We start from the raw sequence: 23,074 nt of genomic DNA, 5'->3' as shown, positions 1-23,074 counted from the left end.
AACGGAAGACCATGACCCAGTCCACGCGATCCCCGTCCACGGCCGGCGGGCCGGCCCCCGAGAGCCGGCCCCTGCTCGCGCCGCTCGTCGACTACCCCGAGCACGAGTTCGTCCGCCGCACCGCCGCGGCGCGGGCCCGCGACGTCGACACGGCCGCCGCCTCCCCGCTGGGGACCCTGCGCGAGCTGGGCGCCCGGGGGCTGCTGGACCTCGGCCTGACCGGGTCGCTGGCCCCGCAGGCGGCCGTCGTGTTCGACCTCGCCACCGAGTGCACCGCCACGGCGTTCTCCCTGTGGGCCCACCGGGCGACCGTCGAGTACCTCGCCGCCACCGGGACGGAGATCCCCGCGGACGTGCGCTCCGGGGCCGTGCCCGGCTGCTCGGCGATGGCGCCGGCGTTCAAGGACGCCGCCGGCATCGGCGAGATCCCCGTGACACTGACCGCCGGCGCGTCGGGACCGGTCCTCGACGGCACCGTGCCGTGGGCCTCCAACCTGTACCCCGAGGGCGTCGTGGTCCTGCCCGCCGTCCGGGAGGACGGCACCCGCGTGGTGGTCCGGACCCGGGTCTCGGCACCGGGGGTGACGGTGCGCCTGCTCGAGAACCTGATGGCGCTCAACGCGACGGCCTCGGGCGTGCTCGTCCTCGAGGGCGTGGCCGTCGACCCCGCCGAGGACCTGCTGAGCGAGGACGTCCCGTCCTTCCTCGCCGCCGTCCGCGGCCCGTTCCTGCTGCTGCAGACCGCCTTCTGCCTCGGCCTCTCGGCCGCCGCGCTCACCGCCGCGCACGAGGCCCTGCAGGGCGTCGCCGAGGTGTTCCGGGAGGAGCTCGAGGAGGCGACCGCCGAGCACCGCCGCCTGCGCGCCGACCTCCTGCGCCTGGCGGAGGCGCCCCGGGACACCGCCCCCCGGGAGCTGTTCTCCCTCCGGCTGGACGCCGCGCTGCTCACGGGCCGGGCGACCCGGATCGAGGGGAAGGTCGTGGGCGGGCGCGGCTACGCCATGTCCTCCCCCACCGCCCGCCGGGCCCGCGAGGCCGCGTTCCTGCCCGTGCAGTCCCCCACGGAAGGTCACCTGCGATGGGTGCTGCAGAACCTGGCCTGAGCCGCGCCGCGCCGGCGCTCACCGTCCGCGGGCTGCGCAAGAGCTACCCGGGGGCCTCCGCGCCCGCCCTCGACGGGGTGGACCTGACCCTGCGCAACGGCGAGACCTTCGCGGTGCTGGGGCCCAGCGGGTCCGGGAAGTCCACGCTCCTGCGGGCGATCGCGGGGCTCGAGCCCCTGGACGGGGGCAGCATCGAGTTCGGCAGGGCCGACGAGCGCTTCGCCGTCGTCTTCCAGGACCCCGGGCTGTTCCCCTGGCTGTCGGTGCGCCAGAACATCGCCCTCGGCGGGCGGTACCGGCGCAACCGGGACCGCTTCGAGGACACCCGCGTGGACGACCTGCTCGAGATCCTCGGCCTGGTCCCGCTCGCGCACACCCCCGTCCAGGAGCTCTCCGGCGGGCAGGCCCAGCGCGTGTCGGTGGGCCGCGCGCTCGCCGTGCGCCCCGACGTGCTGCTGCTCGACGAGCCGTTCAGCGCCCTGGACCCGGCGACCCGCAAGGACCTCCAGCTGTGGCTGCGCGGACTCGCGACGGAGCTCGACCTGACGGTCTTCCTCGTCACCCACGACGTCGACGAGGCGATCACCCTCGGCGACCGGATCGGCTTCTTCGCCGGTCCGCGCGGCTTCCGGCAGCAGTGGGTCCCGGCGCAGGACGGCACGACGGCCGAGCAGATCCTCGCCCACTACCGCGGGGCCGACGACGGCTCCGGGAACTGGGTCATATGAGCGCCGGCGGGCCGAGCCGGCGGGTCCTGCTGCGGGCCGGGGCGGGGGCCGCGGCCCTCACCGGGCTCGGCTGGGGCGCGGGCTCCCTCTACGCGGACAGCCAGCAGGAGGCGCGCGGCGCGGCCGACCCGGAGCGCCCGGTGCGGATCGGGTACCTCCCGATCACGGACGCCTCCCCCCTGCTGGTCGCCCACGCCAACGGGTACTACGAGGACGCCGCCGTCCCGGTGGCCGACCCCGTGCTCTTCCGCAGCTGGTCCTCGCTGTCCGAGGCGTTCGTGGCGGGCAAGGTGGACGCGATCCACCTGCTGATGCCCATGGCCCTGTACATGCGCTACGGGCTGCGGGCCGACGTGCGCATCACCGCGTGGAACCACACCAACGGCTCCGCCCTCACGGTCCGCCCGGACGTGGCGGAGATCGCCGACCTGGCCGGGGAGTCCGTGGCGATCCCGGCGTGGTGGTCCGTGCACAACGTGGTGGTCCAGAAGCTGCTGCGGGCCGCGGGCCTGACCCCGGTGATGCGCGAGAGCCCGTCCCGGGCGCGGCGCACGGTGGCCCTGCTGCCCATGGCGCCCTCGGACATGCTCCCGGCGCTCAACAACGGCGTGATCGGCGGATACGTGGTGGCCGACCCGTTCAACGCCGCCGCGGAGGCGCGGCAGGTGGGGCACATCCACCGGTTCCTCGGCGACGTGTGGCGCGACCACGCGTGCTGCGTGACCATGATGCGCGGCGAGCTCCTCCGCAACCGTCCCGAGCACGCCGCCGGGTTCATGGACGCCCTCGTCCGGGCCCAGGCCTGGGCCCGGCAGAACCGCCCCGAGACCGCGGCGCTGCTGGCCGCCGGCTACCTCCCCCAGCCCCGGCCCGTGATCGAGCAGGCCCTGACCTACTCCGCCGCCGCGCACGGGGACGCCCTGCACTACCCGGACTGGCACGGCGAGCGCCTGGACTTCCGCCCCTACCCGTACGCGAGCTTCACCGAGGAGCTGGTCCGCGCCATGCAGGACACCGTCGTCGACGCCCCGGCGGGGTTCCTCGACGGGCTGGACCCGGCGCTCGTGCACCGCGAGCTCGTCGACGACACGCTCGTGACCCGCAGCATCGAGAAGGCCGGCGGCCTCGCCGCCTTCGGCATGACCGGCACCACCCGGACCGAGGAGATCAGCGCATGAGCGCGCCGCACCCCGCCCCGCAGGACACCCCGGGGTTCCCCACTGACCTCGACGACGCCGCCCGCAGCGCTCCGGCCGGGACCGGCCCGGCGGGCCCCGCCCCGGCGCGGACGACCCGGCGCACCGGGTCCCGCTGGACCGGCCCGGCCTGGGGTGCCTTCGGGGTGCTGGTCACGATCGCCGTGTGGTGGGCGTTCACGCACGCCGCGGCCGGGGCGAACACCATGATCGCCTCCTTCCAGCCCGAGCGCATGCCCGGGGCGGTGGCCTCGCTGGCCGAGCGGGGGGTGGTGGTCCAGGACGGCCTGACCAGCCTGTGGCGCCTGCTGTGCGGGCTGGCCGTGGCCACGGGCCTGGGCGTGCCGCTGGGCCTGCTCATCGGCTCCTACCGCCGCTTCCGGTGGACCAGCGCCCCGGTGGTGCAGTTCCTGCGCATGGTCTCCCCGCTGTCCTGGGCGCCGGTGGCCGTGGCGCTGCTGGGGGTGGGCAACGCCCCCGTCGTCTTCCTCGTGGCCGCCGCCGCGGTCTGGCCGATCACCATGAACACGGCCGCCGGCGTCAAGGCCCTGGACCCGCTGCACCTGCGGGTCGCCGAGACGCTCGGGGCCACCCCGGTCGAGCGGCTGCGCACCGTGGTGCTGCCCAGCATCCGGCCGTTCGTCATGACCGGGGTGCGGCTGGCGCTGGGGATCTCGTGGGTGGTCATCGTGCCGGCCGAGATGCTCGGGGTCAGCAGCGGCCTGGGCTACGAGATCCTCAACGCCCGGGACCGGCTGGCCTACGACGAGATGCTCGTGGTGATCCTCGTCATCGGCCTGCTGGGCATGGCGCTGGACCAGCTCGCCCAGTGGCTGCTGCGCGAGCCGGGTCCGCGCCGCTGAGTCTCAGCGGGCCCGGAACCGGGCGCGCTTGTGCGAGCCGTCGCAGAACGGCTTGATGGACGACGCCCCGCAGCGGCACAGCGCCACGGTGGCGCGCCCGGGGTCGATGGGCCGGTCGTCGCCGTCCAGCAGCTCGTAGCCCCCGCGCACCAGCAGCGGGCCGTCGGGGCACACGGTGATCGTCGCCGCCGCGCCGGACCCGGCAGCAGCGGACGGCCCGGGGTCGGGCACCGGCGCAGACTCGGGCACCGGCGCAGACTCAGGCACGGGCGCAGGCCCGGCGGCCGGGGCGGGGCCCGGGGCCGCCCGGGCGTCCTCGGGGCGGTGCGCGGCGCTCACCGGACGAGCTCCGCGGCGCCGTGCCGGGACGGCTCCGCCGCGGCCGGGCGCAGCGCGGACTCCCCCGCCTCCCACCGCGCGAGCGCGTGGCGGGCGGCGAGCGCGTCCAGGTGCAGGACGCAGCGGGCGCCGAAGAAGACGTCCGCCGCGACGGCGGGCTCGTCGACCACGAGGCCGCCGGCCATGTCCCGGGCCGCGATCTGCTCGTGGGCGGCGTCGGCCTCGACGTGCTCGTCGTAGAACGCCGCCGCGGCGGGAAGTCCCAGGCGGTGGAAGCCGCGCGCCAGGAACTTGGAGGGCACCGACGACGTCATCTCGTACATCGCCAGGTGCCCCACCACCGCGCCGCGCAGCCGGCGGTGCAGACCGAACATCGTGACGGTGTTGACCCCGGCGAGCCACTCGGCGGGCACCCGGTCCACGGCGCTGCCGTAGGAGTCGTCGAGGCCGGCCTCGCGCATCCCGGCCGCGAACAGGGCCGAGTGCATGCGCGCGGCGTCGCCGCCGCCGTACTCGTCGACCTGGATCTCGATCAGGCCGGCCTTCGCCCGGCCGCTCAGCCGGGGGATGCCCCAGGTGTGCGGGTCGCCCTCCATGAGCTGGTAGACGGACTTCAGCTGCAGGAACTCCCGGGCCTGCTCGGCGTCCGCCCGGCCGGAGAGGTGGCGCGCGAGGCTCGGCCCGTCGTCGTCGGCGGCGACGGCGAACAGGGCGTCGGCGACCGCCTGCGGCGTGCCGGGCACGGTGTCGGCGGGCAGCTCCGCGCGCAGCTCTGCCTCGAGCGCGCCGGAGAGGACCTCCCGCGCGCGCAGCAGCTCGGGGTCGCTCTCCCAGCGGTCGTCGACCCCGTCGACGCCCTGGTAGTGCAGGGCGTGCAGGACGAACAGGCTGAGCTGGACGTCGTCGTCGGCGAGCACGCCGTCCGCGCGGGACACGGCGGCGCGGGCGGCCGCCGGCAGCGCCCCGGCCCGGGCCTCGGCCCCGCGGGTGCCGGGCTCCTCCCGGAGCACCGCGAGGAGGTCCTCGCCGAGCGGCCCTCGTGGCTGTGGCTGACGCATGTGTCGACTCCTGTCCGGATGCTGGGGGTGATCGCCCACCATCATAGTTTCCATCACCGTGCTGATCATATGGACGGCGTCCGACAGCGCCGGGGCACCGGGTCCGGGACCCCCTCTCCGCCCGGCGGGGCACCGAGTACAGTGGTGGAGGCCCGGATCCGGGCTCCCACCCCGCCGTCGAGGAGACCCGCATGAGTTCCCCCGTGCCCGGACGCACCATCGCCACCCGCCTCGGTCTGGGCTGGCGCCTCCACGGCGACGGCCGCACCGTCACCGCCGGGGAGGTCGTCAGGCCGCGGGAGCGGCTCACCTGGCCCCGGACGGTCACCATCGGCGCGCAGCACGTGGTCGCCATGTTCGGCGCCACGTTCCTGGTGCCGCTGATCACCGGCTTCCCGCCCTCCACCACGCTGTTCTTCTCCGGCGTGGGCACGATCCTGTTCCTGGTGGTCACCGCCGGCCGGGTCCCCTCCTACCTCGGCTCGTCCTTCGCCTTCATCGCCCCCATCACCGCCTCGATGAACCAGTACGGTCCCGGCGGCGCGCTGGGCGGCGTCCTCATGGCCGGCGCGGCGCTGTTCCTCATCGGCCTGGTGGTGCAGTTCGCGGGCACCGCCTGGCTCCAGAAGCTGATGCCGCCGCTGGTCACGGGCACCATCGTGGCGCTCATCGGGTTCAACCTGGCGCCGTCCGCGAAGGACAACTTCATGGAGGCCCCCGTCACCGCACTGGTGACGCTGTCCTCCATCATCCTCGTCTCGGTGCTCTTCCGCGGCCTGCCCGGGCGCCTGTCGATCCTGCTGGGCGTGGCCATCGGGTACGTCACCGCGGTGCTGCGCGACGAGGTGGACTTCAGCCGGATCGACACCGCCTGGCAGCAGCAGGGCCTCTTCGGGCTGCCCCCGTTCCAGACCCCCGAGTTCCATTTGCCCCTGATGGGCCTGTTCGTCCCCGTCATCCTCGTGCTGGTCGCCGAGAACATCGGGCATGTGAAGTCCGTGGCGCTCATGACCGGCGACGACCTCGACCCGTACATGGGGCGGGCGATCATGTCCGACGGGCTCGCCACCATGATCGCCGGCTCGGGCGGCGGCTCGGGCACCACGACCTACGCCGAGAACATCGGCGTCATGGCGGCCACGCGCGTCTACTCGACGGCGGCCTACTGGGTCGCCGCCGTGGTGGCGATCCTGCTGAGCGTCTTCCCGGTCTTCGGCGCCGCGGTGGCCACGGTCCCCGCAGGGGTCCTGGGCGGGGCCGCCACGGTGCTGTACGGGATGATCGGCATGCTCGGCGTGCGGATCTGGGTGCAGAACCGCGTGGACTTCTCGAACCCGGTCAACCTCACCACCGCCGCGGTGGCCATGATCATCGGGATCGCCGACTACACGTGGGAGGCCTCCGGGCTGCAGTTCGCGGGCATCGCCCTCGGCACGGCGGCCACGCTCGTGGTCTACCACCTCATGGCGTTCCTGGCCCGTGTGCGGGGGACGGTAGGCAGCGACCCGCTCGCCCCCGACACCACGCGGCTGCCCTCCCCCCTGGGCTGAGCTGCGCCGGACACCCCTCTACTCGTCGGTAGACGAAATGTGCCGGTGAGGGGCCACCTTTCGTGGTGACCCAGGTCTCCTTTCCCCTAGCGTGGAGTGCGGGAGGGCCGAGCAGCCGGCCGCGCACCACGAGCTGCAGGGGAGAGACCATGCACCACAAACCGTCCGTTCTCGTCCAGGTCGACCTCGACGGCCGGCACATCCGGCTCGTCGTCAGCGGGTGCGTCACCGAGCTCAACCACCGGGCCCTGTGCCCCCTCGTCCGCCGCGCCCGCACCCTGGCGCCGGACATCGCCGTGGTCGTGGACCTCACCACCGCCCACCACGTCGAACCGGTCGCCGTGGACCTGTTGCGCTGGGCCGCGGAGCACGAGGACGCGGTGCGCGGCACGCCCGCCGTCGACTTCGTCCTCCCCGCCGAGCTCCCCGGCCACGGCACCGTGACCCGGCTCGCCGGGTGGGCGAACGCCCGCCGCCGCCCCGGGGCCCCCGAGCCAGCGCGCCGGGGGGCACGGAGCGGAGCCGCCCCGCGGTCCCGCCTCGCGGGCTGAACCGGCCCGTACCCGTCCCACCAGAGGGAGGACACCCCGTGAGCACGATCAGCCGCGCCCTGATGGCGCACCCCGCCGCCCCCGAGCTCGCGCGCGAGGAGCGGGCGGCGGAGGTCCGGTGCATCGAGGCGTGCCTCGAGGCCGCCCAGATCTGCCGGATCGGCGCCGACGCCTGCGTGGAGGAGGACGCCGTCGCGGACCTCCGCGACTGCCTGCGCGCCGAGCAGGACTGCGCGGTGATCGGCTCGGCCACCGCCCAGGTGCTGGCCCGCCTCGGCTTCCCGGAGCCCGGGGACGGCCGGGCCGTGCTGGTGCCGCTGCTCGAGGCGTGCGGGGCCGCGGCCCGGGCGTGCCGGGACGCGTGCCGGCGGCACGCCGAGGTCTACGAGCACTGCGCGCTCGTGGCCGAGGCGTGCGAGCGGTGCGACGAGGCCTGCGCGGACCTGCTGAGCCGGAGGAGCTGACGTGGCCGCCCCCGAGGTCCACTGGTTCGAGGAGCTCGGGATCGCGGACGTCCCCCGGGTGGGCGGCAAGAACGCCTCCCTCGGGGAGATGGTCCGGGAGCTGGCCTCCCGGGGGGTGCGCGTGCCGGGGGGCTTCGCGACCACCGCGGACGCGTACCGGTCCTACGTGGAGGCCAACGGGATCGGGCCCGCCCTCCGGGACCGGCTCGAGGACCACCGCGCGGGCCGGGCGACGCTGCGGGATACCGGCGCCGCCGTGCGCGAGCTGTTCCTGCGCGGCGAGTTCCCCGCGGGGACGGCACGGCAGATCCGGCAGTTCTACCGGGAGCTCTCCGCGCGCACGGGCCGCGCCGGACTGTCCGTGGCCGTGCGCAGCAGCGCGACCGCGGAGGACCTCCCGGACGCGAGCTTCGCCGGCCAGCAGGAGACGTTCCTCAACGTGGTCGGCGAGGACGAGCTGCTGGAGGCGTGCCGGCGGTGCTACGCGTCCCTGTTCACGGACCGGGCCATCACCTACCGGGAGCTCAAGGGGTTCGACCACCTCGCGGTCGCCCTGTCCGTCGGCGTGCAGGAGATGGTCCGGGCGGACCTCGGCTGCTCCGGGGTGATGTTCTCGATCGACACCGAGAGCGGCTTCCCGCGCGTGGCCGTGATCAGCGCGACCTGGGGCCTGGGCGAGACGGTCGTACAGGGCACCGTGGACCCGGACAAGTACCTCGTGTTCAAGCCCCTCCTCGACGTGGCGGAGGCCCCGATCGTGGAGCGGACCCGGGGTGCCAAGCTGCACAAGCTCGTCCACGACGACGACGCCCCTGCCGGGGCCGCCGCCACCCGGCTCGTGCCGACCTCCCCCGCGGAGCGGCAGGCGTGGGTGCTCGGCGACGACGACGTCCTGCGGCTCGGCCGCTGGGCCGTGCTCGTCGAGGACCACTACGGCCGCCCCATGGACCTGGAGTGGGCGAAGGACGGGCTGACGGGAGAGCTGTTCCTGCTGCAGGCCCGGCCGGAGACCGTCCAGGCCGGTCGCAGCGGGACCCGCTTCACGATCCACCACCTCCGGGGCGAGGGGCGTGTGCTCGCGGTGGGTGCCGCGGTCGGGGACGCCGTGGCCACCGGCCCGGCCTGCGTGGTGCGCACCGCGGCGGACATCGAGTCCTTCCGGGACGGGTCGGTGCTCGTCACCGAGATGACGGACCCGGACTGGGTCCCGGTGATGAAGCGCGCCGCCGCGATCGTCACCGACCACGGCGGGACCACCAGCCACGCGGCGATCGTCAGCCGGGAGCTGGGCCTGCCCGCCGTCGTCGGGACCGGGGACGCCTCGCGGACGATCCCGGAGGGCCAGGAGCTGACGGTCTCCTGCGCGGCGGGCGACCGGGGCACGGTCTACGAGGGAACCCTCGCGTTCGACGTCGAGGAGGTCGATCTCGGGGAGCTGCCGGAGTCGCGCACCGCGATCATGGTCAACGTGGCGAGCCCCGCCGCGGCCTTCCGCTGGTGGCGGCTGCCGGCCGACGGGGTGGGTCTGGCCCGGATGGAGTTCGTCGTCAACAACATCGTCGAGGTCCACCCCATGGCCCTCGTGCACCCGGAGCGGGTCCGGGACGAGGCGGACCGCCGGCGGATCGCGGAGCTGACGGCGGGCTTCCCGGACGGCCAGGAGTACTTCGTGCAGACGCTGGCGCTGGGCCTCGCGAAGCTCGCCGCCCCGTACCACCCCCGGCCGGTGATCGTGCGGCTCAGCGACTTCAAGTCCAACGAGTACGCCCACCTCGTGGGCGGGGCGGCCTTCGAGGAGCCCGAGGAGAACCCGATGCTCGGCTTCCGGGGGGCCTCCCGCTACTACGACCCCCGGTATCGGGAGGGCTTCGCCCTCGAGTGCCGGGCGCTGCGGCGGGTGCGCGAGCGCATCGGCTTCGACAACGTGGTGGTCATGGTCCCCTTCTGCCGCACCGTGGGCGAGGCGGACCTGGTCCTGGCCACGATGGCCGAGCACGGCCTCGAGCGCGGGCGGCACGGCCTGAAGGTGTACATGATGTGCGAGATCCCCTCCAACGTGGTCCTGGCCGAGCAGTTCGCCACGCGGTTCGACGGCTTCTCCATCGGCTCCAACGACCTCACGCAGCTCGTCCTGGGGGTGGACCGGGACGCGGAGGCCCTGCGGGCGCTGTTCGACGAGCGGGACGAGGCCGTGACCCGGATGATCAGCGAGGCGATCCGCAAGGCCCACGCCGCGGGCATCCCCATCGGCATCTGCGGCCAGGGGCCCAGCAACCACCCCGACTTCGCCGAGTTCGTGGTGCGGGAGGGGATCGACTCGATCTCCCTGAACCCGGACAGCTTCCTGCGCACCGCGCGGCGGATCGCCGAGACCGAGCGGCGCCTCGCGGCCGGGCCCGGGAGCACAATGGACGCATGAGCCTCTCGGTGGGCGCACGCCCCGACCTGGACGTCGAGCCCGGCCGCGCCGGGCGGCTGCTCGAGTTCCCGCGGCGCTATCCGCTCGTGGCCGTGACCCTGGCCGTGGGCGCCGTGGTCGTGGGACTGCTGGTCGCCGGGCAGCCGGGGCCGGCGCAGTGGGTGGGCTCCGGGTGGGCCCTGGTCGTGGCCGCCCGGGTGGCATGGGGCATGGTCGGGGACATCGTCGCCGGGCACTGGGGCGTGGACCTGCTGGCCGTCACGGCGATCAGCTCGACCGTGGCGGTCGGCGAGTACCTGGCGTCCCTCGTGGTGGTCCTCATGCTCACCGGGGGCCAGGCCCTCGAGGACTACGCGGCGAACCGGGCCCGCAAGGAGCTCAACGCGCTGCTCGAGCGGGCCCCGGTGCTGGCCCACCGGCGGCACCCGGACGGGTCCGTCGAGGACGTCCCGGTCGAGGAGGTCCGCCCCGGGGACGAGCTGCTGGTCCGCCCCGCCGAGGTCGTCCCCGTGGACGGGTGCCTGGTCGGCGCGGAGGCCGACTTCGACGAGTCCTCCATCACCGGGGAGAGCCTGCCCGTGACCCGCCGCGCCGGGGAGCCGGTGCTCTCGGGCGTCCTCAACGAGCAGCAGGCCGTGGTGCTGCGGGCCACCGCCACCGCGGCGGACAGCCAGTACTCCCAGATCGTGGCGATGGTGCGGGAGGCCGCCGAGTCCCGCGCGCCGGTGGTGCGCCTGGCCGACCGCTACGCCGTGCCCTTCACCGCGTTCGCCCTCCTCGTGGCCGGGCTGGCGTGGTGGTACCACGGGGACCCGGTGGTCTTCGCCGAGGTGCTCGTGGTGGCCACCCCCTGCCCGCTGCTGATCGCCGCCCCCGTGGCGTTCCTGGGCGGGATGAGCCGGGCGGCGCGCAACGGCGTCATCATCAAGAACGCCGGGACCCTCGAGCGGCTCGCGGAGGTGCGCACCGTGGCCTTCGACAAGACCGGGACGATCACCTACGGCCGCCCTGAGCTGCTGGCCGTCCACGCCCGCCCCCCGTTCCCGGAGGAGGAGCTGCTGCGCCTGACGGCGTCCGCCGAGCAGTACTCCTCCCATGTGCTCTCCGCCTCGGTGCGGGAGGCCGCGCTCGCCCGGGGGCTCGTGCCGGCCCCGGCCGAGGAGGCCCACGAGGAGGCCACCCACGGGGTCACCGCCACCGTGGAGGGGCACCGGGTGGTGGTCGGCAAGCGCGCCCACGTGGCCCGCTCCGCCCCGGACGTGGTCGAGCAGGCGCTCGGGCCGGGCGAGCTGGCCGTCTACGTGGCCGTGGACGGCCGCTCCGCCGGCACCCTGGTGATGAGCGACCAGGTGCGCGAGGACGCGGCGGCCACGATGGCCGAGCTGACCGCGCTCGGGGTCCGGGAGATCCTCGTGCTCAGCGGTGACGCCCGCGCCACCGTGGAGCACGTCGCCGCGGCGCTGGGCATCACCCGGGTGCTGCCCGAGTGCCTGCCCGAGGACAAGGTCCGCACCGTCCGCAGCGCCCCGCACCGTCCGGTGCTCATGGTCGGCGACGGCGTCAACGACGCCCCCGTGCTCGCCGCCGCCGACGTCGGCGTCGCGATGGGCGCCCGGGGCGCGACCGCCGCCAGCGAGTCCGCCGACGTCGTGATCCTCACCGAGGACCTCGCCAGGACCGCGACGGCGGTGCGGATCGGCCGGCGCACCATGCAGGTGGCCCTGCAGAGCATCTGGCTGGGCATCGCCCTGTCCGTGGCGCTCATGCTCGTGGCCGCCACCGGGGCGATCCCCGCGATCTTCGGCGCCCTCAGCCAGGAGGTCGTGGACCTCCTGGCCATCCTCAACGCCCTGCGCGCCCTGCGCGGGCCCCGCGGCGAACGGTGACGGGCCGGCTCAGTGCCGGACCACGAGCACCGGGCAGTGGGCGTAGGAGACGCACGCGTGGGAGACCGAGCCCAGGGACGAGCCGAGCAGCCCGCCGCGGCCGCGCCGGCCGAGCACGAGCAGCTGCGCGGTCTCGCTCTCCGCGATGAGCCGGCCTGCCGGACGGCCGTGCGTCACCGTGGTGGTCAGGCGTCCGGGGGCGTCCTCCCCGAAGACGGCCGCGACCGTGCGCGCGAGGATCCGCTCGTGGTTGGCGCGCAGCGCCTCCTCGTCGACGAGGAGCTCGGCGTCCAGCACGGTGGGGTCCCCCGCGCACGCGATCGCCTCGAGCGGGACGTCGAGGGCCTCCGCGAGCCTCGCGGCGAGCCGCAGGGCCTCCATCGAGGACTCCGAGCCGTCGATCCCCACGAGGATCCGCTGGTCCGTCGGTGCGTTCATGACCGAACCTCCTTGTCCGGGCCGGCTGCCGGGAGCCGGCCTGTCGGTGCCGCGTGGCCCGCGCCGGGTGCCCGGCGCCGGCCGGTCAGTGCCGGACGACCAGCACCGGGCAGTGGGCGTGGTCGATGCACGCGTTGGAGACGGAGCCCAGGGCCGAGCCCCGCAGGCCTCCGTGGCCGCGGCGCCCGAGCACCAGCATCAGCGCGTTCCCGCTCTCCTCGACCAGGCGGGCCGCGGCCCGTCCGTGGAGCAGCTCGGCGCGCACGTGCTCCGGGGGGTCCGCGCCGAAGACGTCGGCGACCGTCGAGCGGAGCAGCTCCACGCTGCCGGCCGGCGGCCGGTCCGGGTCGACGGTCTCCCAGCCCTCGTAGAGGGGCGGCCCCTCCCAGAACATGAGGGCGACCAGCGGGACGCCCAGGGCCCGGGCGATCCTGTCCCCCGCCCGGAGGGCCTCCTTCGAGGAGTCCGATCCGTCGATGCCGACGAGGATCCGCTGCTGGGACGGTGCGTCCATGACCGAACTCCTTCGTTCCGGCGCCCGCGGTCCGTGCCCGGGGCGCGCTCCGGCCGCCAGGAACCTGGCGGACCGCTCAGTGCCGCACCACGAGGACGGGGCACTTGGCGTGGGAGACGAGGGCCGAGGAGACGGAGCCGAGGATCATCCCCAGCACCCCGCCCGTTCCCCGCCGGCCCACCACGAGCATCCGGGCCTCCTCGCTCTCCTCGATGAGCCGGGCGGCGGGCTGGCCGCGCAGGAGCCGGGTGGTCAGGTTCGCCGGGCGCTGCTCCCCGAACACCTCGTCGAGGGTGCTCTCGAACAGCTGCTCGCTGCCGCGGCGGAACTCCTCGGGGTCCACCACGCGGTAGCTCTCGTAGAGCAGCGGGTCCTCCCAGCACATCACGGCCTCGAGCGGTGCGACCAGGGCCTCGGCGAGCCGCACTCCCTCCCGGAGCGCGGCCTTGGACGACCCGGACCCGTCGACTCCCACGACGATCCGGCCTCCGGACGACGGCTCGCCCATGGTGTTCCCCCTTGTTCCCGGCGGGCCGGCCGGTCCGCCTGTCTCCACGATAGGACTCGGTGAGGTCCGTCACAACGGATCCCCGGTCCCGGGGCCCGCATGACGGCCGGCGGGCGGCACCGTCCCGGCCCGCCTGCCGTCGTACGGGCGGCGCGCGGCGTCCTCAGCCGCGGGTGACCTGGATCTTCCGGGTCGCGGGCGGCTCGACGTGCCCGGCGACGGGGACGCGCACCTCCAGCACGCCGTCGCGGTACGCGGCGCTGATGTCCTCGTCCCGGCACCCGGCGGGCAGCGGCAGGGCGCGGGAGAACGAGCCGTAGCGGAACTCCGAGCGGTAGCCGCCCTTGTCCTTGTGCTCGGTCCGCTCCCTGCGCTCGGCCCGCAGGTGGAGCACGTCGTCGGCCACGGTGAGCTCCACGTCCTGCTCGGGGTCGATGCCGGGCAGCTCCGCCCGGATCACCACGGTGTCGCCGTCCCGGTACTCCTCCACACGGGGCCAGGAGGCCTCGACGTCCCCCTCCAGGAGGCGTCGGAGGGGCTCGAGCATCTCCAGCCCCTCCCTGCGCATCAATCCGGCCATGACCTGACTCCTTCCCGTGGCACCGGTGCCGCGGCCGTCCGGGACGTCGTCCCGGACGGCCGGTGGGACCGGTGCGGTCCGCCTCGACCCTTCAAGCGTAGACACCGCCGACCGGGCGCGTAAGGGCCGCGGGGTCCGGGACGCATGATGACGGGAGCCCGCTCCGCCGGCCCCCGGGGACACTGGATTCGCAGGTGCGACAGGGCGATAATCGGGGCATCCCCACGGGTCCTGTCGCCGTCCGGCGGCCACCCCGGGGACCGGGAGAGATCGGGGTGTCCGCGGTGGACAACAACGTGATGAAGATCGTCTACACGTTCTTCCTGGGGGCCCTGCTGGCCCTGTTCGTGGGCCTGGGGATCCAGACGTTCTACCCGGGGCCGGAGATGCCGGAGCCGACCGCGGGGATGGAGTTCGTGCCCGAGGGCGGCGCGCCGACCGAGGAGCAGCGCGCGGAGATGGAGGAGAGCGACCGGCAGTGGCGGCAGTGGCAGGAGGAGCAGCAGAGCTACAGCCGTGACGTGGCGGTCGTGGCCCTGGGCGCCTCCGTGGTGCTGCTCGGTCTCAGCCTCGTGCTGGAGAAGCGCAACAGGGTGCTGACCAACGGGGTGATGCTGGGCGGGCTGTTCACCCTGATCTACGCCATCGGCCGCAGCTTCGCCTCCAGCGAGACCACCATGACGTTCGTCGCCGTGAGCGTGGGCCTGGCCGTGGTGCTGGTCCTCGGCCACCGGCGCTTCTTCCAGGACCGTCCCCCGGCGGGCGCGCCCGAGGAGGTGCACCGGGAGCAGAGCGGCGTCTGAGCCGCTCCGCCGGGACGCCTCTAGAAGCCCGTCGGCTCGGTCTCCAGCTCGGGCTCCTCGGGCGGGGCCTCGTGGTGCAGGGGCCGCAGGGCGGCGGTCGTCCCGAACCACAGCAGCGCGTCGTAGCGCTCCCCCATGCGGGTGGGGACGTAGTTGCCGGCCTCGCGCCACGGGTGGTACACCACCCCGACGGCCCGGTGGCCGAACCGCCCGGAGAGCCAGGGCCCGGAGCGGTCGCGGCCGAAGACGAGCACCGCGTCCTCCTCCAGGGCCCGGTGCAGGAGGTCCTCGTGGCTGCCGGCACGCGCCTGCGGGACGGCGAGCACGTCCTCGGCCGCGCCCCATGCCTCCGCCGCGACGACCGTGCCGGTCCAGGAGGCGAGGCCGACCAGGACCACCTCGTGCGCGGGGTGGCGCTCGCGCAGCAGCTGGCCCACGTTGACCAGCCCGGCGTCGAACATGTCGGTGGCCCGGGCGTCCCCCACGTGGGAGTTGTGCTCCCACACCAGGCCCTTGGCGCCGGGCCCGTGGTGGCGGGAGAGCAGGTCCGCGGTGTCCGCCATGTGCTCGTCCCGCACGTTCCAGGACTGCCGGTCGCCCCGCACCATGGTCCGGTAGTAGCGCTCCGCGTCGACCGCCACCATGGCGTTGAGGGCGGCGTCGAACGCGGCGGGGTCCCCGGCCGTCCGGTCCATGGTGCGCCGGCGCACCTCGGTGAGGAGGGCGACGACGTCGGCCTCGCAGCTCTCGGGCACGATCCGCGTCCGCCACGCGTAGCGGTGCGGGTCCTCGTGGAAGGGGACGAAGCACTGCCACGCCTGCAGCGCGGCGGGCAGCGCCTCGGGGGCGTTCGTCCCGAGCCAGCCGATGATCTCCCGCAGCGAGTCCCACAGCGAGTAGACGTCCAGGCCGTAGAAGCCCACCTGCTCGTGGCCGGCCCGGCGGGCGTTCTCCTCCCGGAGCCAGTCGAGGAACTCTGCGACCTCCTCGTTCGCCCACATCCACGTGGGCCAGCGCTCGAAGCCCGCGAGGACGCCGTGGGCGTCGAGGTCCTGGTCCGCCTCGCCGCGCACCCACCGGTTGAGCCGCCAGCAGTCCGGCCAGTCCCCCTCGACCCCGATCCAGGTGAAGCCGTGCTCCTCGATGAGCCGGCGGCTGAGCAGGGCCCGCCACCGGTAGTACTCGTGCGTGCCGTGGGACGCCTCCCCCACGCACACGAACCGGGCGCCGGCGCAGCGCTCCACGAGCGGGTCGAGGTCCTGGGCCGTCTCCAGCGGCTGGGCGAGGGAACGGATCTCCGCCAGGACCCCGGCCTCCCGGGAGGGCCCACGCCCGAGCGGGCTCACCGGGACGTCCCGTCGCCGTGCTCCCCGGCCGGGGAGAGGTGGCGCAGGAACCAGTCCCGGGCCAGCGCGGCGGCCTCGGCGAGCGTGCCGGGCTCCTCGAAGAGGTGCGTGGCGCCCTCCACGACGGCCAGCCGGGTGGGGCAACGCATCGACTCCTGCGCCCACCGGTTGAGACCGAGCACCTCGGAGTCCTCGCTGCCGACGATCAGCAGGGTGGGCGCCTGCACCGAGCGCAGCCGCTCGTCCGCGAGGTCCGGCCGGCCGCCGCGGGAGACCACGGCCGCGATGGACGCGCCGGGCTCGGCCGCGGCCCACAGGGCGGCGCCGGCGCCGGTGCTCGCCCCGAAGTACCCGACCGGGGACGCCGCGGAACCGGGCTGCTCGCGCAGCCACGCCGTGGCCAGGAGCAGCCGCTCGGCGAGCAGGCCGATGTCGAAGACGTTGCCGCGGTCCGTCTCCTCCCCGGGGGTGAGCAGGTCGAGCAGCAGGGTGCCGAGCCCCGCCTGCTGCAGCACGGAGGCCACGTACTGGTTCCGCGGGCTGCGCCGGCTGCTGCCGCTGCCGTGGGCGAAGACCACCACCCCGGCGCCGGGCCCCGGCAGGTGCAGGTGCGCCTCGAGCTGCTCCCTCCCGGCCGGGATGCGCACGTCGGCGTCGACCGGATAGCCGTGCGCGGCCGGCCCCGCCCGGGGCGGCGCGGGCAGCTCCGGCTGGTGGCGGCGCCGGGCGGCGTCCAGCAGGGCCACCACCTCGTCGTCCTCGGTGGCGGAGAAGTCCCGGTAGTGGTAGCCGACGGCCGTGAAGTACGGCGGGGTCGCGAGGCAGATCACCTCGTCCGCCTCGACCACCCGGCCCAGCGCCTCCTGCGGGGCCACCGGGACGGCCAGCACCACGCGCGCGGCGCCCAGCTGGCGGGCGATCCGGCAGGCCACGCGGGCCGTGGAGCCGGTGGCGATGCCGTCGTCGACGACCAGGGCGGTCCGCCCGGTGAGATCGATCCGCTCCCGGCCCTCGCGGAAGCGCGCCGTCCGCGCCTCGAGCACGGCCCGCTCCCGCGCCTCGATCTGCTCGAGCTGCGCGTCCGTCACCCCGAAGTACTGGAGGGTCCGTTCGTCGAGCACGCGGGCGCCCTCCTCCCCGATGGCGCCCATGGCCAGCTCGGGCTGGGAGGGCACCCCCAGTTTCCGCACCACGATGACGTCCAGCGGCGCGTCCAGGATGCGGGCCACCTCGTGGGCCACGGGCACCCCGCCGCGGGGCAGCCCCAGCACCACCACGTCCTGCCCGCGCAGGGCCCTCAGCCGCTTCCCCAGCTGCCGCCCGGCCTCGACCCTGTTCTCGAAGACCACCATGGTCCCCACCGCCTCTCCGGCGGGCGCGCGGCCCACCGCCCTCCGGTGCTCGCCCGGCTCCGTTCGCGCCCCCGGGTCCCGTGGGCCGCCGCGGAGGACTCCAGCGTAGGCAGGCGGGGAACGCGGTGGAAGGCCCGCGGGCCAGGTGACGGACGTGGACAACGGAGCAGGCCCGCCCCACAATGTGAGCACGCCCCGGCGGCCGGCCGGCCGCGGACCAGGGCGCCCTGGACGGACGTCCCGCACCGGCGGGGGAGACGGAGCACGCCGCATGAAGGACCGCACGCAGGACAGCGCCGAGGACCGCACGGACGGCAGGGTCATGCGGACGGTCTACACGTTCTTCCTCGGGCTGCTGCTGGCCCTGTTCGTGGGTCTCGGCGTCGCCACGGTCCATCCCGGCCCGGAGGAGCCCGCGCCGCCCCCGGCGGTCGCGATGGCGCGGGAGACCCGCGAGCTCGCACCGGAGGAGCAGCAGCAGTGGGCGGCCTACGAGCGCGAGTGGGAGGCGTGGGAGGTCGAGCAGATGCGGTACAGCCGCGACGTCGGCGTGATCGCGCTGGTCGCGTCCGTCGTGCTGCTGGGGGCGAGCCTGGCGGTGGAGCGGCGCCGGCCGGTGCTCGCCCACGGCGTGCTGCTCGGCGGTCTGTTCACGCTGCTGCACAGCGTGGTCCGCAGCCTGGTCTCGCAGGACACTGTGGCCTCGTTCGCCGTGGTCACCGTGGCGCTGGCCGTGGTGCTGCACCTCGGCTACCGCCGGTTCGTGGACCGGCCCACCCCGGCCGGTGACCGGTGGGGCCCTCCCCGCCCGGTGGTCAGCGACAACGGGAAGCACCCGTCCCGCCGCTGAGCGCACCGGGCGGGTGCCGGCCGGTCAGCGGGGCAGCGGCAGCTTCTCGTCGAGCACGGCCCGGACGGCCGCGACGTCGACGTCCGTGACGGAGGCGTGCTCCCAGGCCGGCCGGTTGTCCTTGTCCACGAGGACCGCCCGCACGCCCTCGGCGAAGTCGGGGCGGGCGATCGTGTCCGCGGCGAGGCGCAGCTCCCGCTCGAGGCAGGAGCGCACGCTGTCGTCGGCCGCCCCGCGCTCCAGCAGCTCGAAGGTGCGCACCAGCGAGGAGGGGCTCATCCCCGCGAGGTCCTCCGGCGCGGCGGCGACGATCTGCTCGAGGGTCGGGGCGCCGTAGCGCTCCTCGATCTCCTCCCACCGCGCCACCACGGAGGACGGCTCGGGCTCGCGCGCGAAGCGGGAGAGGGCGTCCTCCGGGCCCTCCTCCACCACGGCCCCGGCGAGGGCCTCGAAGTCCTCGTCCGCCACGAGGACGTCGGCCAGCCCGAGGGCGACGGCGTCCGCGCCGCCGAGCCGCTGCCCGCCGAGGGCGAGCCAGCGACCCACGGCAAGACCCGGTTCGCCGCGGTGGTCCGGCCGGGAGACGCGCGGCAGGAACCAGGAGGCGCCGATGTCGGTGAAGAAGCCGATCTTCGTCTCGGGCATCGCCATGACCGTGGAGGGACCCACCACGCGGTGGGAGCCGTGCACGGAGATGCCCATGCCGCCGCCCATGCAGATCCCGTTCATGAGCGCCACGTAGGGCTTGGGGTAGTCCGCGATCAGGCAGTCGAGGGCGTACTCGACGGCGAACACCCCCGTGGCCTCCTCCGTCCGCCCGGCGAGCACGGCGTCGCGGACCTCCCGGATGTCGCCGCCGGCGCACCACGCCCGCGGGGAGGCGGAGGTGACGAGCACGTGGCGCACGGCGTCGTCGTCCCGCCACACGTCGAGCGCGGCCTTGAGGTCCCGGTACATCTGTGCGGTGAGGGCGTTGAGCTGACGGGGCCGGTTGAGCACGATGTGCCCGGTGCCGTTGCGGACCTCGGTCAGGACGTGCTGCGCGGTGCCGGTCGTGGCGGTGTCGGTCATGGCTCCCACCCTGCCACGGGCCGCGCCGCCGTGCCACGGCTCACACGCCGGAGGGCGGCCACTGTCCACGCTGCGCCAGGAGGGAGGCGAGCAGGTCGGCCCGGTCGGTGACGATCCCGTCGACCCCGAGCTCGAGAAGCTCCGCCATCTCGGCCGTCTCGTTGACGGTCCACACGTGCACGTCGATGCCGTGCCGGTGGGCGAAGTCCAGGAAGCGGGGGGTCACGAGCTGGACCTCGGACCCGCCCCGCACCCGGTAGCGGCGGGGGATCTGCACGGTGTCGAACGGCTCGATCCACCGGGCGGCCGCCCGCCGCGCGAGCCGCCAGGTGGGCCCGCCCAGCCACGAGCACACGAGCAGCAGGCGCATCCCCTCCTTGCCGGAGGACGTGGGCACGGTCCGGCCGTCCAGCTCGCGGATCCGCCGCAGCGTGCGGCGCCGGCGGCTCTCGGAGAAGGAGGTCACCCGCACCCGGTCCACGGCGCCGAGCTCGTGGAGCAGCGCCGGCAGGGCCGCCACGGACGCCTCGTCCTTGACGTCCACGTTGAACTTCAGCTCGGGGAGCTCCGTCAGCAGGTCGGCGAAGCGGGGGATGCCCCCGGCGCCGGCGACGCGCTCGGACCTGATCTGCGCCCAGGTCAGGGCGGAGACCTTCCCGCTGCCGCCGGTGACGCGGTCGAGGGTCTCGTCGTGGAAGGACAGGACCACGCCGTCGGCCGTCGTGTTGACGTCCGTCTCGATCCACTCGTAGCCGAGGTCCCGGGCCGCCCGGAAGGCGTCGAGGGTGTTCTCGGCACCGTCCCGGCAGAAACCGCGGTGGGCCAGGGCTGCGGGGGCGTCGCGCCGGCGCGCTGGAGGGGTCACCCCCCTATTGTTACCCCGTGGTAGCGGATTGTCCCGCCCATGACGCGCCAGGTCGGCCGCCGCGCAGCAGGGCCTCGATCACCTGGGCCACCCCGTCCTCCTCGAACGGCGGGGCCGTGCGACCCACGGCGCGCGCGACCGCGGGGTGCCCGCTCGCCATGGCGTAGCCGTGGGCGGCCCACGTGAGCATCTCGAGGTCGTTGGGCATGTCGCCGAAGGCCATCACCTCGTGCGGGCGGATGCCGCGCTCGGCCGCGTACTGCTCGAGGGTGCGCGCCTTGGTGAGCCCCTTCTGGCCCATCTCCACGAGCGGGGCCGCCGCCACGGAGTGCGTCACGGACAGCCTGCCGGCCACGAGCTCGGCGAGCGCCCGGAAGTACTCCTGCGGCTCGGCGGTGTCCAGCTTGGCCAGGAACTTCACCAGCCCCTGGTCCTCCGGCACCCGGTCCCGCAGCGCCCCGACCAGGGGGGCGCCGACCTCCATCCGGTCGGTCCGGGCCCACCCGTGGTCCGTGAAGACGCCCTCGAGCGTCTCCGCCGCGAACAGCGTGCCGGGGTGCCGGGCCGCGACCTCGTCCATGACCGCGAAGGCGTCCCGGGCCGGGAACAGGCTCGACTCCACGACCAGGTCGGCGCTGAGGTCGTAGACCACCGCCCCGTTCGAGCAGATGACCACGCCCTCGTGGCCGAGCTGCTCGCGCAGCGGGTCGAGCCAGCGCATGGGCCGACCCGTCACGAACACCACGTGGATGCCGCTGTCCTGGGCGGCGCGGATCGCGTCGACGGTGCGCGGGCGGAAGCGGAAGTCGTGCCCCAGGACGGTGCCGTCGAGGTCGCTGGCGATCATCCGGACCGGCGCCGTCCCGGGGACCTCCGGATCAGGGCTCACGGGTGTTCTGCCACCTAGGCCTCGTGCATCCCGGTGAGGCAGGCGCGGGCGATCCCGGAGCTGAAGAGCTGGAAGTTGACGACGGCGGGGCTGGCGCTCTCGTCGACCTCGATCTGCTCTTCGCCCACCGCGGTCACGCACACGATGTAGCGGTGCGGCCCGTGGCCGGGGGGCGGCGCGGCGCCCACGTACTCGTCGGTGCCGCCGTCGTTGCGGTGCTTGACCGCCCCGGCCGGAGGGTCGGACGCCGCGCCGCGCGCGAGGGAGGTGACGTCGGCGGGGACGTTGGACAGGCACCAGTGCCAGAAGCCGCTGGGGGTGGGGGCGTCCGGGTCGAAGACCGTGACCACGTAGCTCTTCGTGCCCTCCGGGGCCCCGGACCAGCTCAGCTGCGGGGACACGTCCTGGCCGCCGGCGCCCATGATGCCCGAGAGCTGGGCCGGGGCGAGCGGGCCGCCGTCGGAGATGTCCTCGGAGGTGAGGGTGAAGCTCGGCAGGTCGGGCAGGTCGGCGTACGGGTCGCGCTCGGGCACGGGCTCTCCTTCGGGACGGGACCGGGTGGGATCGGGGCGGGACGGGTCAGGGCGCGGGCAGCTCGTCCTTGCGGGGCAGGTCCGCGCCGGCGCGGGAGACCGTGACGCCGGCCGCCGCGGCGGCGTAGCGCAGCAGCTCGCCGACCTGCTGCTCGTCCAGGTTGTCGATCCGCTCGCGGGCCGGCGCGCCCGTGTAGCCGTGGTCGGTGAGCCAGCCGAGCAGCGCGGCCATGAAGGAGTCCCCGGCCCCCACGGTGTCCACGACCGTGGTGCGGGCGGCGGGCATCTCTACCCCGCGCGGCCCGGTGGCGCGGGTGCGGGCCCAGGGCCCCAGGGGCCCGCGGGTGACGACGACGAGCTCCGCGCCGGCCTTGAGCCAGGCGCCCGCGCTCTCCTCGACGCTGCGGTGGGGGTACAGCCACAGGAGGTCCTCGTCCGAGGCCTTCACGACGTCGGCGAGGGCCACGAGCTGCTCGGCCCGGGCCCGGGCGTCCGAGGAGTCCGGGATGATGGACGGCCGGCAGTTGGGGTCGTAGGAGATCAGGGCCGAGCGGTGGGCCTGCTCCACGGCGTGCAGGACCTTCGAGGCGCCGGGCTCGAGCATCGCCCCGATCGACCCGACGTGCAGCAGGGAGGTGTCCCGGAGCAGCTCGGCCAGCTGCTCGTCCGAGAGGTCCAGGGACCAGTCGAGCTGGAAGTCGTAGGTCGCGGCGCCGTCGTCCCCGATGACGGCCTCGGCCACGGAGGTGGGCCGCGTGTCGGCGTCGAAGGGCAGGAGCACGCCGTTGTCCCGCAGGTGCGCCTCCACCTGCGTGCCGTACTCGTCCTCGCCGTAGCGGCCGAGGAACTGGACCTCGTGGCCGAGCCGGGCCAGGCCCACGGCCACGTTCATGGGGCTTCCCCCGGCGTGCGCGCGGGGCTCCTGGCCGCGCTTCGAGACCACGTCCACGAGCGCCTCACCGATGACCGTCAGCATGCTCTCACGGTAGCACCCGCCGCCCCCGCCGGCCCCGGCGCCGGACCGGCCCGCCGGGCCCGTAACGGGAGCCCTTCCCGTCCCCGGTGCCCCTAGAATGGAGGGCGGCGTCCTGCGCGAACCGCAGCGGCGCGCACCCGACCGCGCAACGAGGCGCGGCACGTCACGGCCGGACACGATGACGTCCCCGGC

At 74.9% G+C, this 23,074-nt stretch carries 24 protein-coding genes; 11 read left to right on the top strand and 13 right to left on the bottom strand.

The genetic code is table 11. The annotated features are described in order from the left end of the window. Nucleotides 1–11: 11 nt before the first annotated feature. Genes AC6CH6_RS11980 through AC6CH6_RS11965 form a run of 4 tightly spaced genes read left to right on the top strand, consistent with a single transcriptional unit; the run spans nt 12 to nt 3,890 of the window. Nucleotides 12–1,103 carry an acyl-CoA dehydrogenase family protein gene (locus tag AC6CH6_RS11980; RefSeq protein ID WP_498255294.1) on the top strand — a complete coding sequence of 364 codons (1,092 nt, stop codon included), beginning with the start codon at nt 12–14 and terminating at the stop codon, nt 1,101–1,103. Next, nucleotides 1,079–1,831: an ABC transporter ATP-binding protein gene (locus AC6CH6_RS11975; protein ID WP_498255293.1), complete on the top strand. Its 753-nt coding sequence runs from the start codon at nt 1,079–1,081 to the stop codon at nt 1,829–1,831. The genes AC6CH6_RS11980 and AC6CH6_RS11975 overlap by 25 nt, the downstream gene beginning before the upstream one ends. Then, the gene (locus tag AC6CH6_RS11970) at nt 1,828–3,009 is read left to right on the top strand and encodes an ABC transporter substrate-binding protein (protein WP_498255292.1); all 1,182 of its coding nucleotides are present in this window, start codon (nt 1,828–1,830) and stop codon (nt 3,007–3,009) included. The genes AC6CH6_RS11975 and AC6CH6_RS11970 overlap by 4 nt, the downstream gene beginning before the upstream one ends. Beyond that, nucleotides 3,006–3,890, top strand: coding sequence for an ABC transporter permease (locus AC6CH6_RS11965; RefSeq protein ID WP_498255291.1), 885 nt, complete (start codon nt 3,006–3,008; stop codon nt 3,888–3,890). Before AC6CH6_RS11970 ends, AC6CH6_RS11965 begins: the two co-directional genes overlap by 4 nt. Before the next feature lie 3 nt (nt 3,891–3,893). On the opposite strand, the gene AC6CH6_RS11960 is transcribed toward AC6CH6_RS11965, so the two are convergent. Further along, complete coding sequence (locus AC6CH6_RS11960) at nt 3,894–4,064, bottom strand: CDGSH iron-sulfur domain-containing protein (protein WP_498255290.1); 171 nt, start codon at nt 4,062–4,064, stop codon at nt 3,894–3,896. Nucleotides 4,065–4,225: 161 nt separating this feature from the next. Beyond that, the gene (locus tag AC6CH6_RS11955; RefSeq protein ID WP_498255289.1) at nt 4,226–5,287 is read right to left on the bottom strand and encodes an iron-containing redox enzyme family protein; all 1,062 of its coding nucleotides are present in this window, start codon (nt 5,285–5,287) and stop codon (nt 4,226–4,228) included. A gap of 191 nt (nt 5,288–5,478) precedes the next feature. Between AC6CH6_RS11955 and AC6CH6_RS11950 the strand changes: the two genes are divergently transcribed. The 5 genes from AC6CH6_RS11950 to AC6CH6_RS11930 all read left to right on the top strand — a co-directional run bounded on the left by AC6CH6_RS11950 (nt 5,479) and on the right by AC6CH6_RS11930 (nt 12,157). After that, nucleotides 5,479–6,837, top strand: coding sequence for a uracil-xanthine permease family protein (locus AC6CH6_RS11950; RefSeq protein WP_368812861.1), 1,359 nt, complete (start codon nt 5,479–5,481; stop codon nt 6,835–6,837). A 149-nt stretch (nt 6,838–6,986) separates the two neighbouring features. Next, entirely contained in the window at nt 6,987–7,388 is a 402-nt protein-coding gene (locus AC6CH6_RS11945; RefSeq protein ID WP_017832076.1) for a hypothetical protein, read from the top strand. A gap of 38 nt (nt 7,389–7,426) precedes the next feature. Beyond that, on the top strand, nt 7,427–7,852 hold the full coding sequence (locus AC6CH6_RS11940) for a four-helix bundle copper-binding protein (RefSeq protein WP_017832077.1): 426 nt from the start codon (nt 7,427–7,429) through the stop codon (nt 7,850–7,852). Between the two features lies 1 nt (nt 7,853). Beyond that, nucleotides 7,854–10,271, top strand: coding sequence for a phosphoenolpyruvate synthase (gene ppsA, locus AC6CH6_RS11935; RefSeq protein ID WP_498255288.1), 2,418 nt, complete (start codon nt 7,854–7,856; stop codon nt 10,269–10,271). Further along, nucleotides 10,268–12,157, top strand: coding sequence for a heavy metal translocating P-type ATPase (locus AC6CH6_RS11930; protein WP_498255287.1), 1,890 nt, complete (start codon nt 10,268–10,270; stop codon nt 12,155–12,157). Before ppsA ends, AC6CH6_RS11930 begins: the two co-directional genes overlap by 4 nt. 9 nt (nt 12,158–12,166) lie before the next feature. Here the strand turns inward: AC6CH6_RS11930 and AC6CH6_RS11925 are convergent, their stop codons facing one another. From AC6CH6_RS11925 to AC6CH6_RS11910, 4 genes are all read right to left on the bottom strand, one after another. Continuing rightward, entirely contained in the window at nt 12,167–12,595 is a 429-nt protein-coding gene (locus AC6CH6_RS11925) for a universal stress protein (protein WP_109243727.1), read from the bottom strand. 85 nt (nt 12,596–12,680) lie between these two features. Continuing rightward, nucleotides 12,681–13,109 (bottom strand): universal stress protein, encoded by a 429-nt coding sequence (locus AC6CH6_RS11920; protein WP_498255286.1) that lies wholly within the window; start codon nt 13,107–13,109, stop codon nt 12,681–12,683. A gap of 76 nt (nt 13,110–13,185) precedes the next feature. Beyond that, nucleotides 13,186–13,617, bottom strand: a complete 432-nt coding sequence (locus AC6CH6_RS11915; RefSeq protein WP_498255285.1) for a universal stress protein — start codon at nt 13,615–13,617, stop codon at nt 13,186–13,188. Nucleotides 13,618–13,780: 163 nt separating this feature from the next. After that, nucleotides 13,781–14,197 (bottom strand): Hsp20/alpha crystallin family protein, encoded by a 417-nt coding sequence (locus AC6CH6_RS11910; protein ID WP_031282283.1) that lies wholly within the window; start codon nt 14,195–14,197, stop codon nt 13,781–13,783. 284 nt (nt 14,198–14,481) lie between these two features. On the opposite strand from AC6CH6_RS11910, the gene AC6CH6_RS11905 reads away from it, so the two are divergent. Further along, complete coding sequence (locus tag AC6CH6_RS11905) at nt 14,482–15,000, top strand: hypothetical protein (RefSeq protein WP_498255284.1); 519 nt, start codon at nt 14,482–14,484, stop codon at nt 14,998–15,000. A gap of 20 nt (nt 15,001–15,020) precedes the next feature. On the opposite strand, the gene AC6CH6_RS11900 is transcribed toward AC6CH6_RS11905, so the two are convergent. Further along, nucleotides 15,021–16,346, bottom strand: a complete 1,326-nt coding sequence (locus AC6CH6_RS11900; RefSeq protein WP_498255283.1) for an erythromycin esterase family protein — start codon at nt 16,344–16,346, stop codon at nt 15,021–15,023. Beyond that, nucleotides 16,343–17,698: a phosphoribosyltransferase family protein gene (locus AC6CH6_RS11895; RefSeq protein ID WP_498255282.1), complete on the bottom strand. Its 1,356-nt coding sequence runs from the start codon at nt 17,696–17,698 to the stop codon at nt 16,343–16,345. Before AC6CH6_RS11895 ends, AC6CH6_RS11900 begins: the two co-directional genes overlap by 4 nt. 271 nt (nt 17,699–17,969) lie before the next feature. Here AC6CH6_RS11895 and AC6CH6_RS11890 point away from each other — a divergent pair, with 271 nt between their 5' ends. Then, nucleotides 17,970–18,548: a hypothetical protein gene (locus tag AC6CH6_RS11890; protein ID WP_498255281.1), complete on the top strand. Its 579-nt coding sequence runs from the start codon at nt 17,970–17,972 to the stop codon at nt 18,546–18,548. A gap of 24 nt (nt 18,549–18,572) precedes the next feature. Here the strand turns inward: AC6CH6_RS11890 and AC6CH6_RS11885 are convergent, their stop codons facing one another. Genes AC6CH6_RS11885 through AC6CH6_RS11865 form a run of 5 tightly spaced genes read right to left on the bottom strand, consistent with a single transcriptional unit; the run spans nt 18,573 to nt 22,882 of the window. Further along, nucleotides 18,573–19,619, bottom strand: coding sequence for an enoyl-CoA hydratase/isomerase family protein (locus AC6CH6_RS11885; protein ID WP_498255280.1), 1,047 nt, complete (start codon nt 19,617–19,619; stop codon nt 18,573–18,575). Nucleotides 19,620–19,659: 40 nt separating this feature from the next. Then, nucleotides 19,660–20,484: a glycerophosphodiester phosphodiesterase family protein gene (locus AC6CH6_RS11880; protein ID WP_498255279.1), complete on the bottom strand. Its 825-nt coding sequence runs from the start codon at nt 20,482–20,484 to the stop codon at nt 19,660–19,662. Between the two features lie 10 nt (nt 20,485–20,494). Continuing rightward, nucleotides 20,495–21,373, bottom strand: a complete 879-nt coding sequence (locus AC6CH6_RS11875; RefSeq protein WP_498255278.1) for an HAD family hydrolase — start codon at nt 21,371–21,373, stop codon at nt 20,495–20,497. Nucleotides 21,374–21,387: 14 nt separating this feature from the next. Further along, nucleotides 21,388–21,906, bottom strand: coding sequence for a YbhB/YbcL family Raf kinase inhibitor-like protein (locus tag AC6CH6_RS11870; RefSeq protein WP_498255277.1), 519 nt, complete (start codon nt 21,904–21,906; stop codon nt 21,388–21,390). 46 nt (nt 21,907–21,952) lie between these two features. After that, nucleotides 21,953–22,882: a carbohydrate kinase family protein gene (locus AC6CH6_RS11865; RefSeq protein ID WP_498255276.1), complete on the bottom strand. Its 930-nt coding sequence runs from the start codon at nt 22,880–22,882 to the stop codon at nt 21,953–21,955. Between the last annotated feature and the right edge of the window lie 192 nt (nt 22,883–23,074).

The organism is Kocuria sp. GQ42 (assembly GCF_059758435.1).
This window is presented reverse-complemented; position numbering and strand designations above follow the sequence as displayed.

Coding starts and splice junctions, on each gene's coding strand:
- AC6CH6_RS11980 (WP_498255294.1), top strand. CDS start 12: ATGACCCAGTCCACGCGATCCCCGTCCACGGCCGGCGGGCCGGCCCCC.
- AC6CH6_RS11975 (WP_498255293.1), top strand. CDS start 1,079: ATGGGTGCTGCAGAACCTGGCCTGAGCCGCGCCGCGCCGGCGCTCACC.
- AC6CH6_RS11970 (WP_498255292.1), top strand. CDS start 1,828: ATGAGCGCCGGCGGGCCGAGCCGGCGGGTCCTGCTGCGGGCCGGGGCG.
- AC6CH6_RS11965 (WP_498255291.1), top strand. CDS start 3,006: ATGAGCGCGCCGCACCCCGCCCCGCAGGACACCCCGGGGTTCCCCACT.
- AC6CH6_RS11955 (WP_498255289.1), bottom strand. CDS start 5,287: ATGCGTCAGCCACAGCCACGAGGGCCGCTCGGCGAGGACCTCCTCGCG.
- AC6CH6_RS11950 (WP_368812861.1), top strand. CDS start 5,479: ATGAGTTCCCCCGTGCCCGGACGCACCATCGCCACCCGCCTCGGTCTG.
- AC6CH6_RS11945 (WP_017832076.1), top strand. CDS start 6,987: ATGCACCACAAACCGTCCGTTCTCGTCCAGGTCGACCTCGACGGCCGG.
- AC6CH6_RS11930 (WP_498255287.1), top strand. CDS start 10,268: ATGAGCCTCTCGGTGGGCGCACGCCCCGACCTGGACGTCGAGCCCGGC.
- AC6CH6_RS11925 (WP_109243727.1), bottom strand. CDS start 12,595: ATGAACGCACCGACGGACCAGCGGATCCTCGTGGGGATCGACGGCTCG.
- AC6CH6_RS11920 (WP_498255286.1), bottom strand. CDS start 13,109: ATGGACGCACCGTCCCAGCAGCGGATCCTCGTCGGCATCGACGGATCG.
- AC6CH6_RS11915 (WP_498255285.1), bottom strand. CDS start 13,617: ATGGGCGAGCCGTCGTCCGGAGGCCGGATCGTCGTGGGAGTCGACGGG.
- AC6CH6_RS11910 (WP_031282283.1), bottom strand. CDS start 14,197: ATGGCCGGATTGATGCGCAGGGAGGGGCTGGAGATGCTCGAGCCCCTC.
- AC6CH6_RS11895 (WP_498255282.1), bottom strand. CDS start 17,698: ATGGTGGTCTTCGAGAACAGGGTCGAGGCCGGGCGGCAGCTGGGGAAG.
- AC6CH6_RS11890 (WP_498255281.1), top strand. CDS start 17,970: ATGAAGGACCGCACGCAGGACAGCGCCGAGGACCGCACGGACGGCAGG.
- AC6CH6_RS11885 (WP_498255280.1), bottom strand. CDS start 19,619: ATGACCGACACCGCCACGACCGGCACCGCGCAGCACGTCCTGACCGAG.
- AC6CH6_RS11865 (WP_498255276.1), bottom strand. CDS start 22,882: ATGCTGACGGTCATCGGTGAGGCGCTCGTGGACGTGGTCTCGAAGCGC.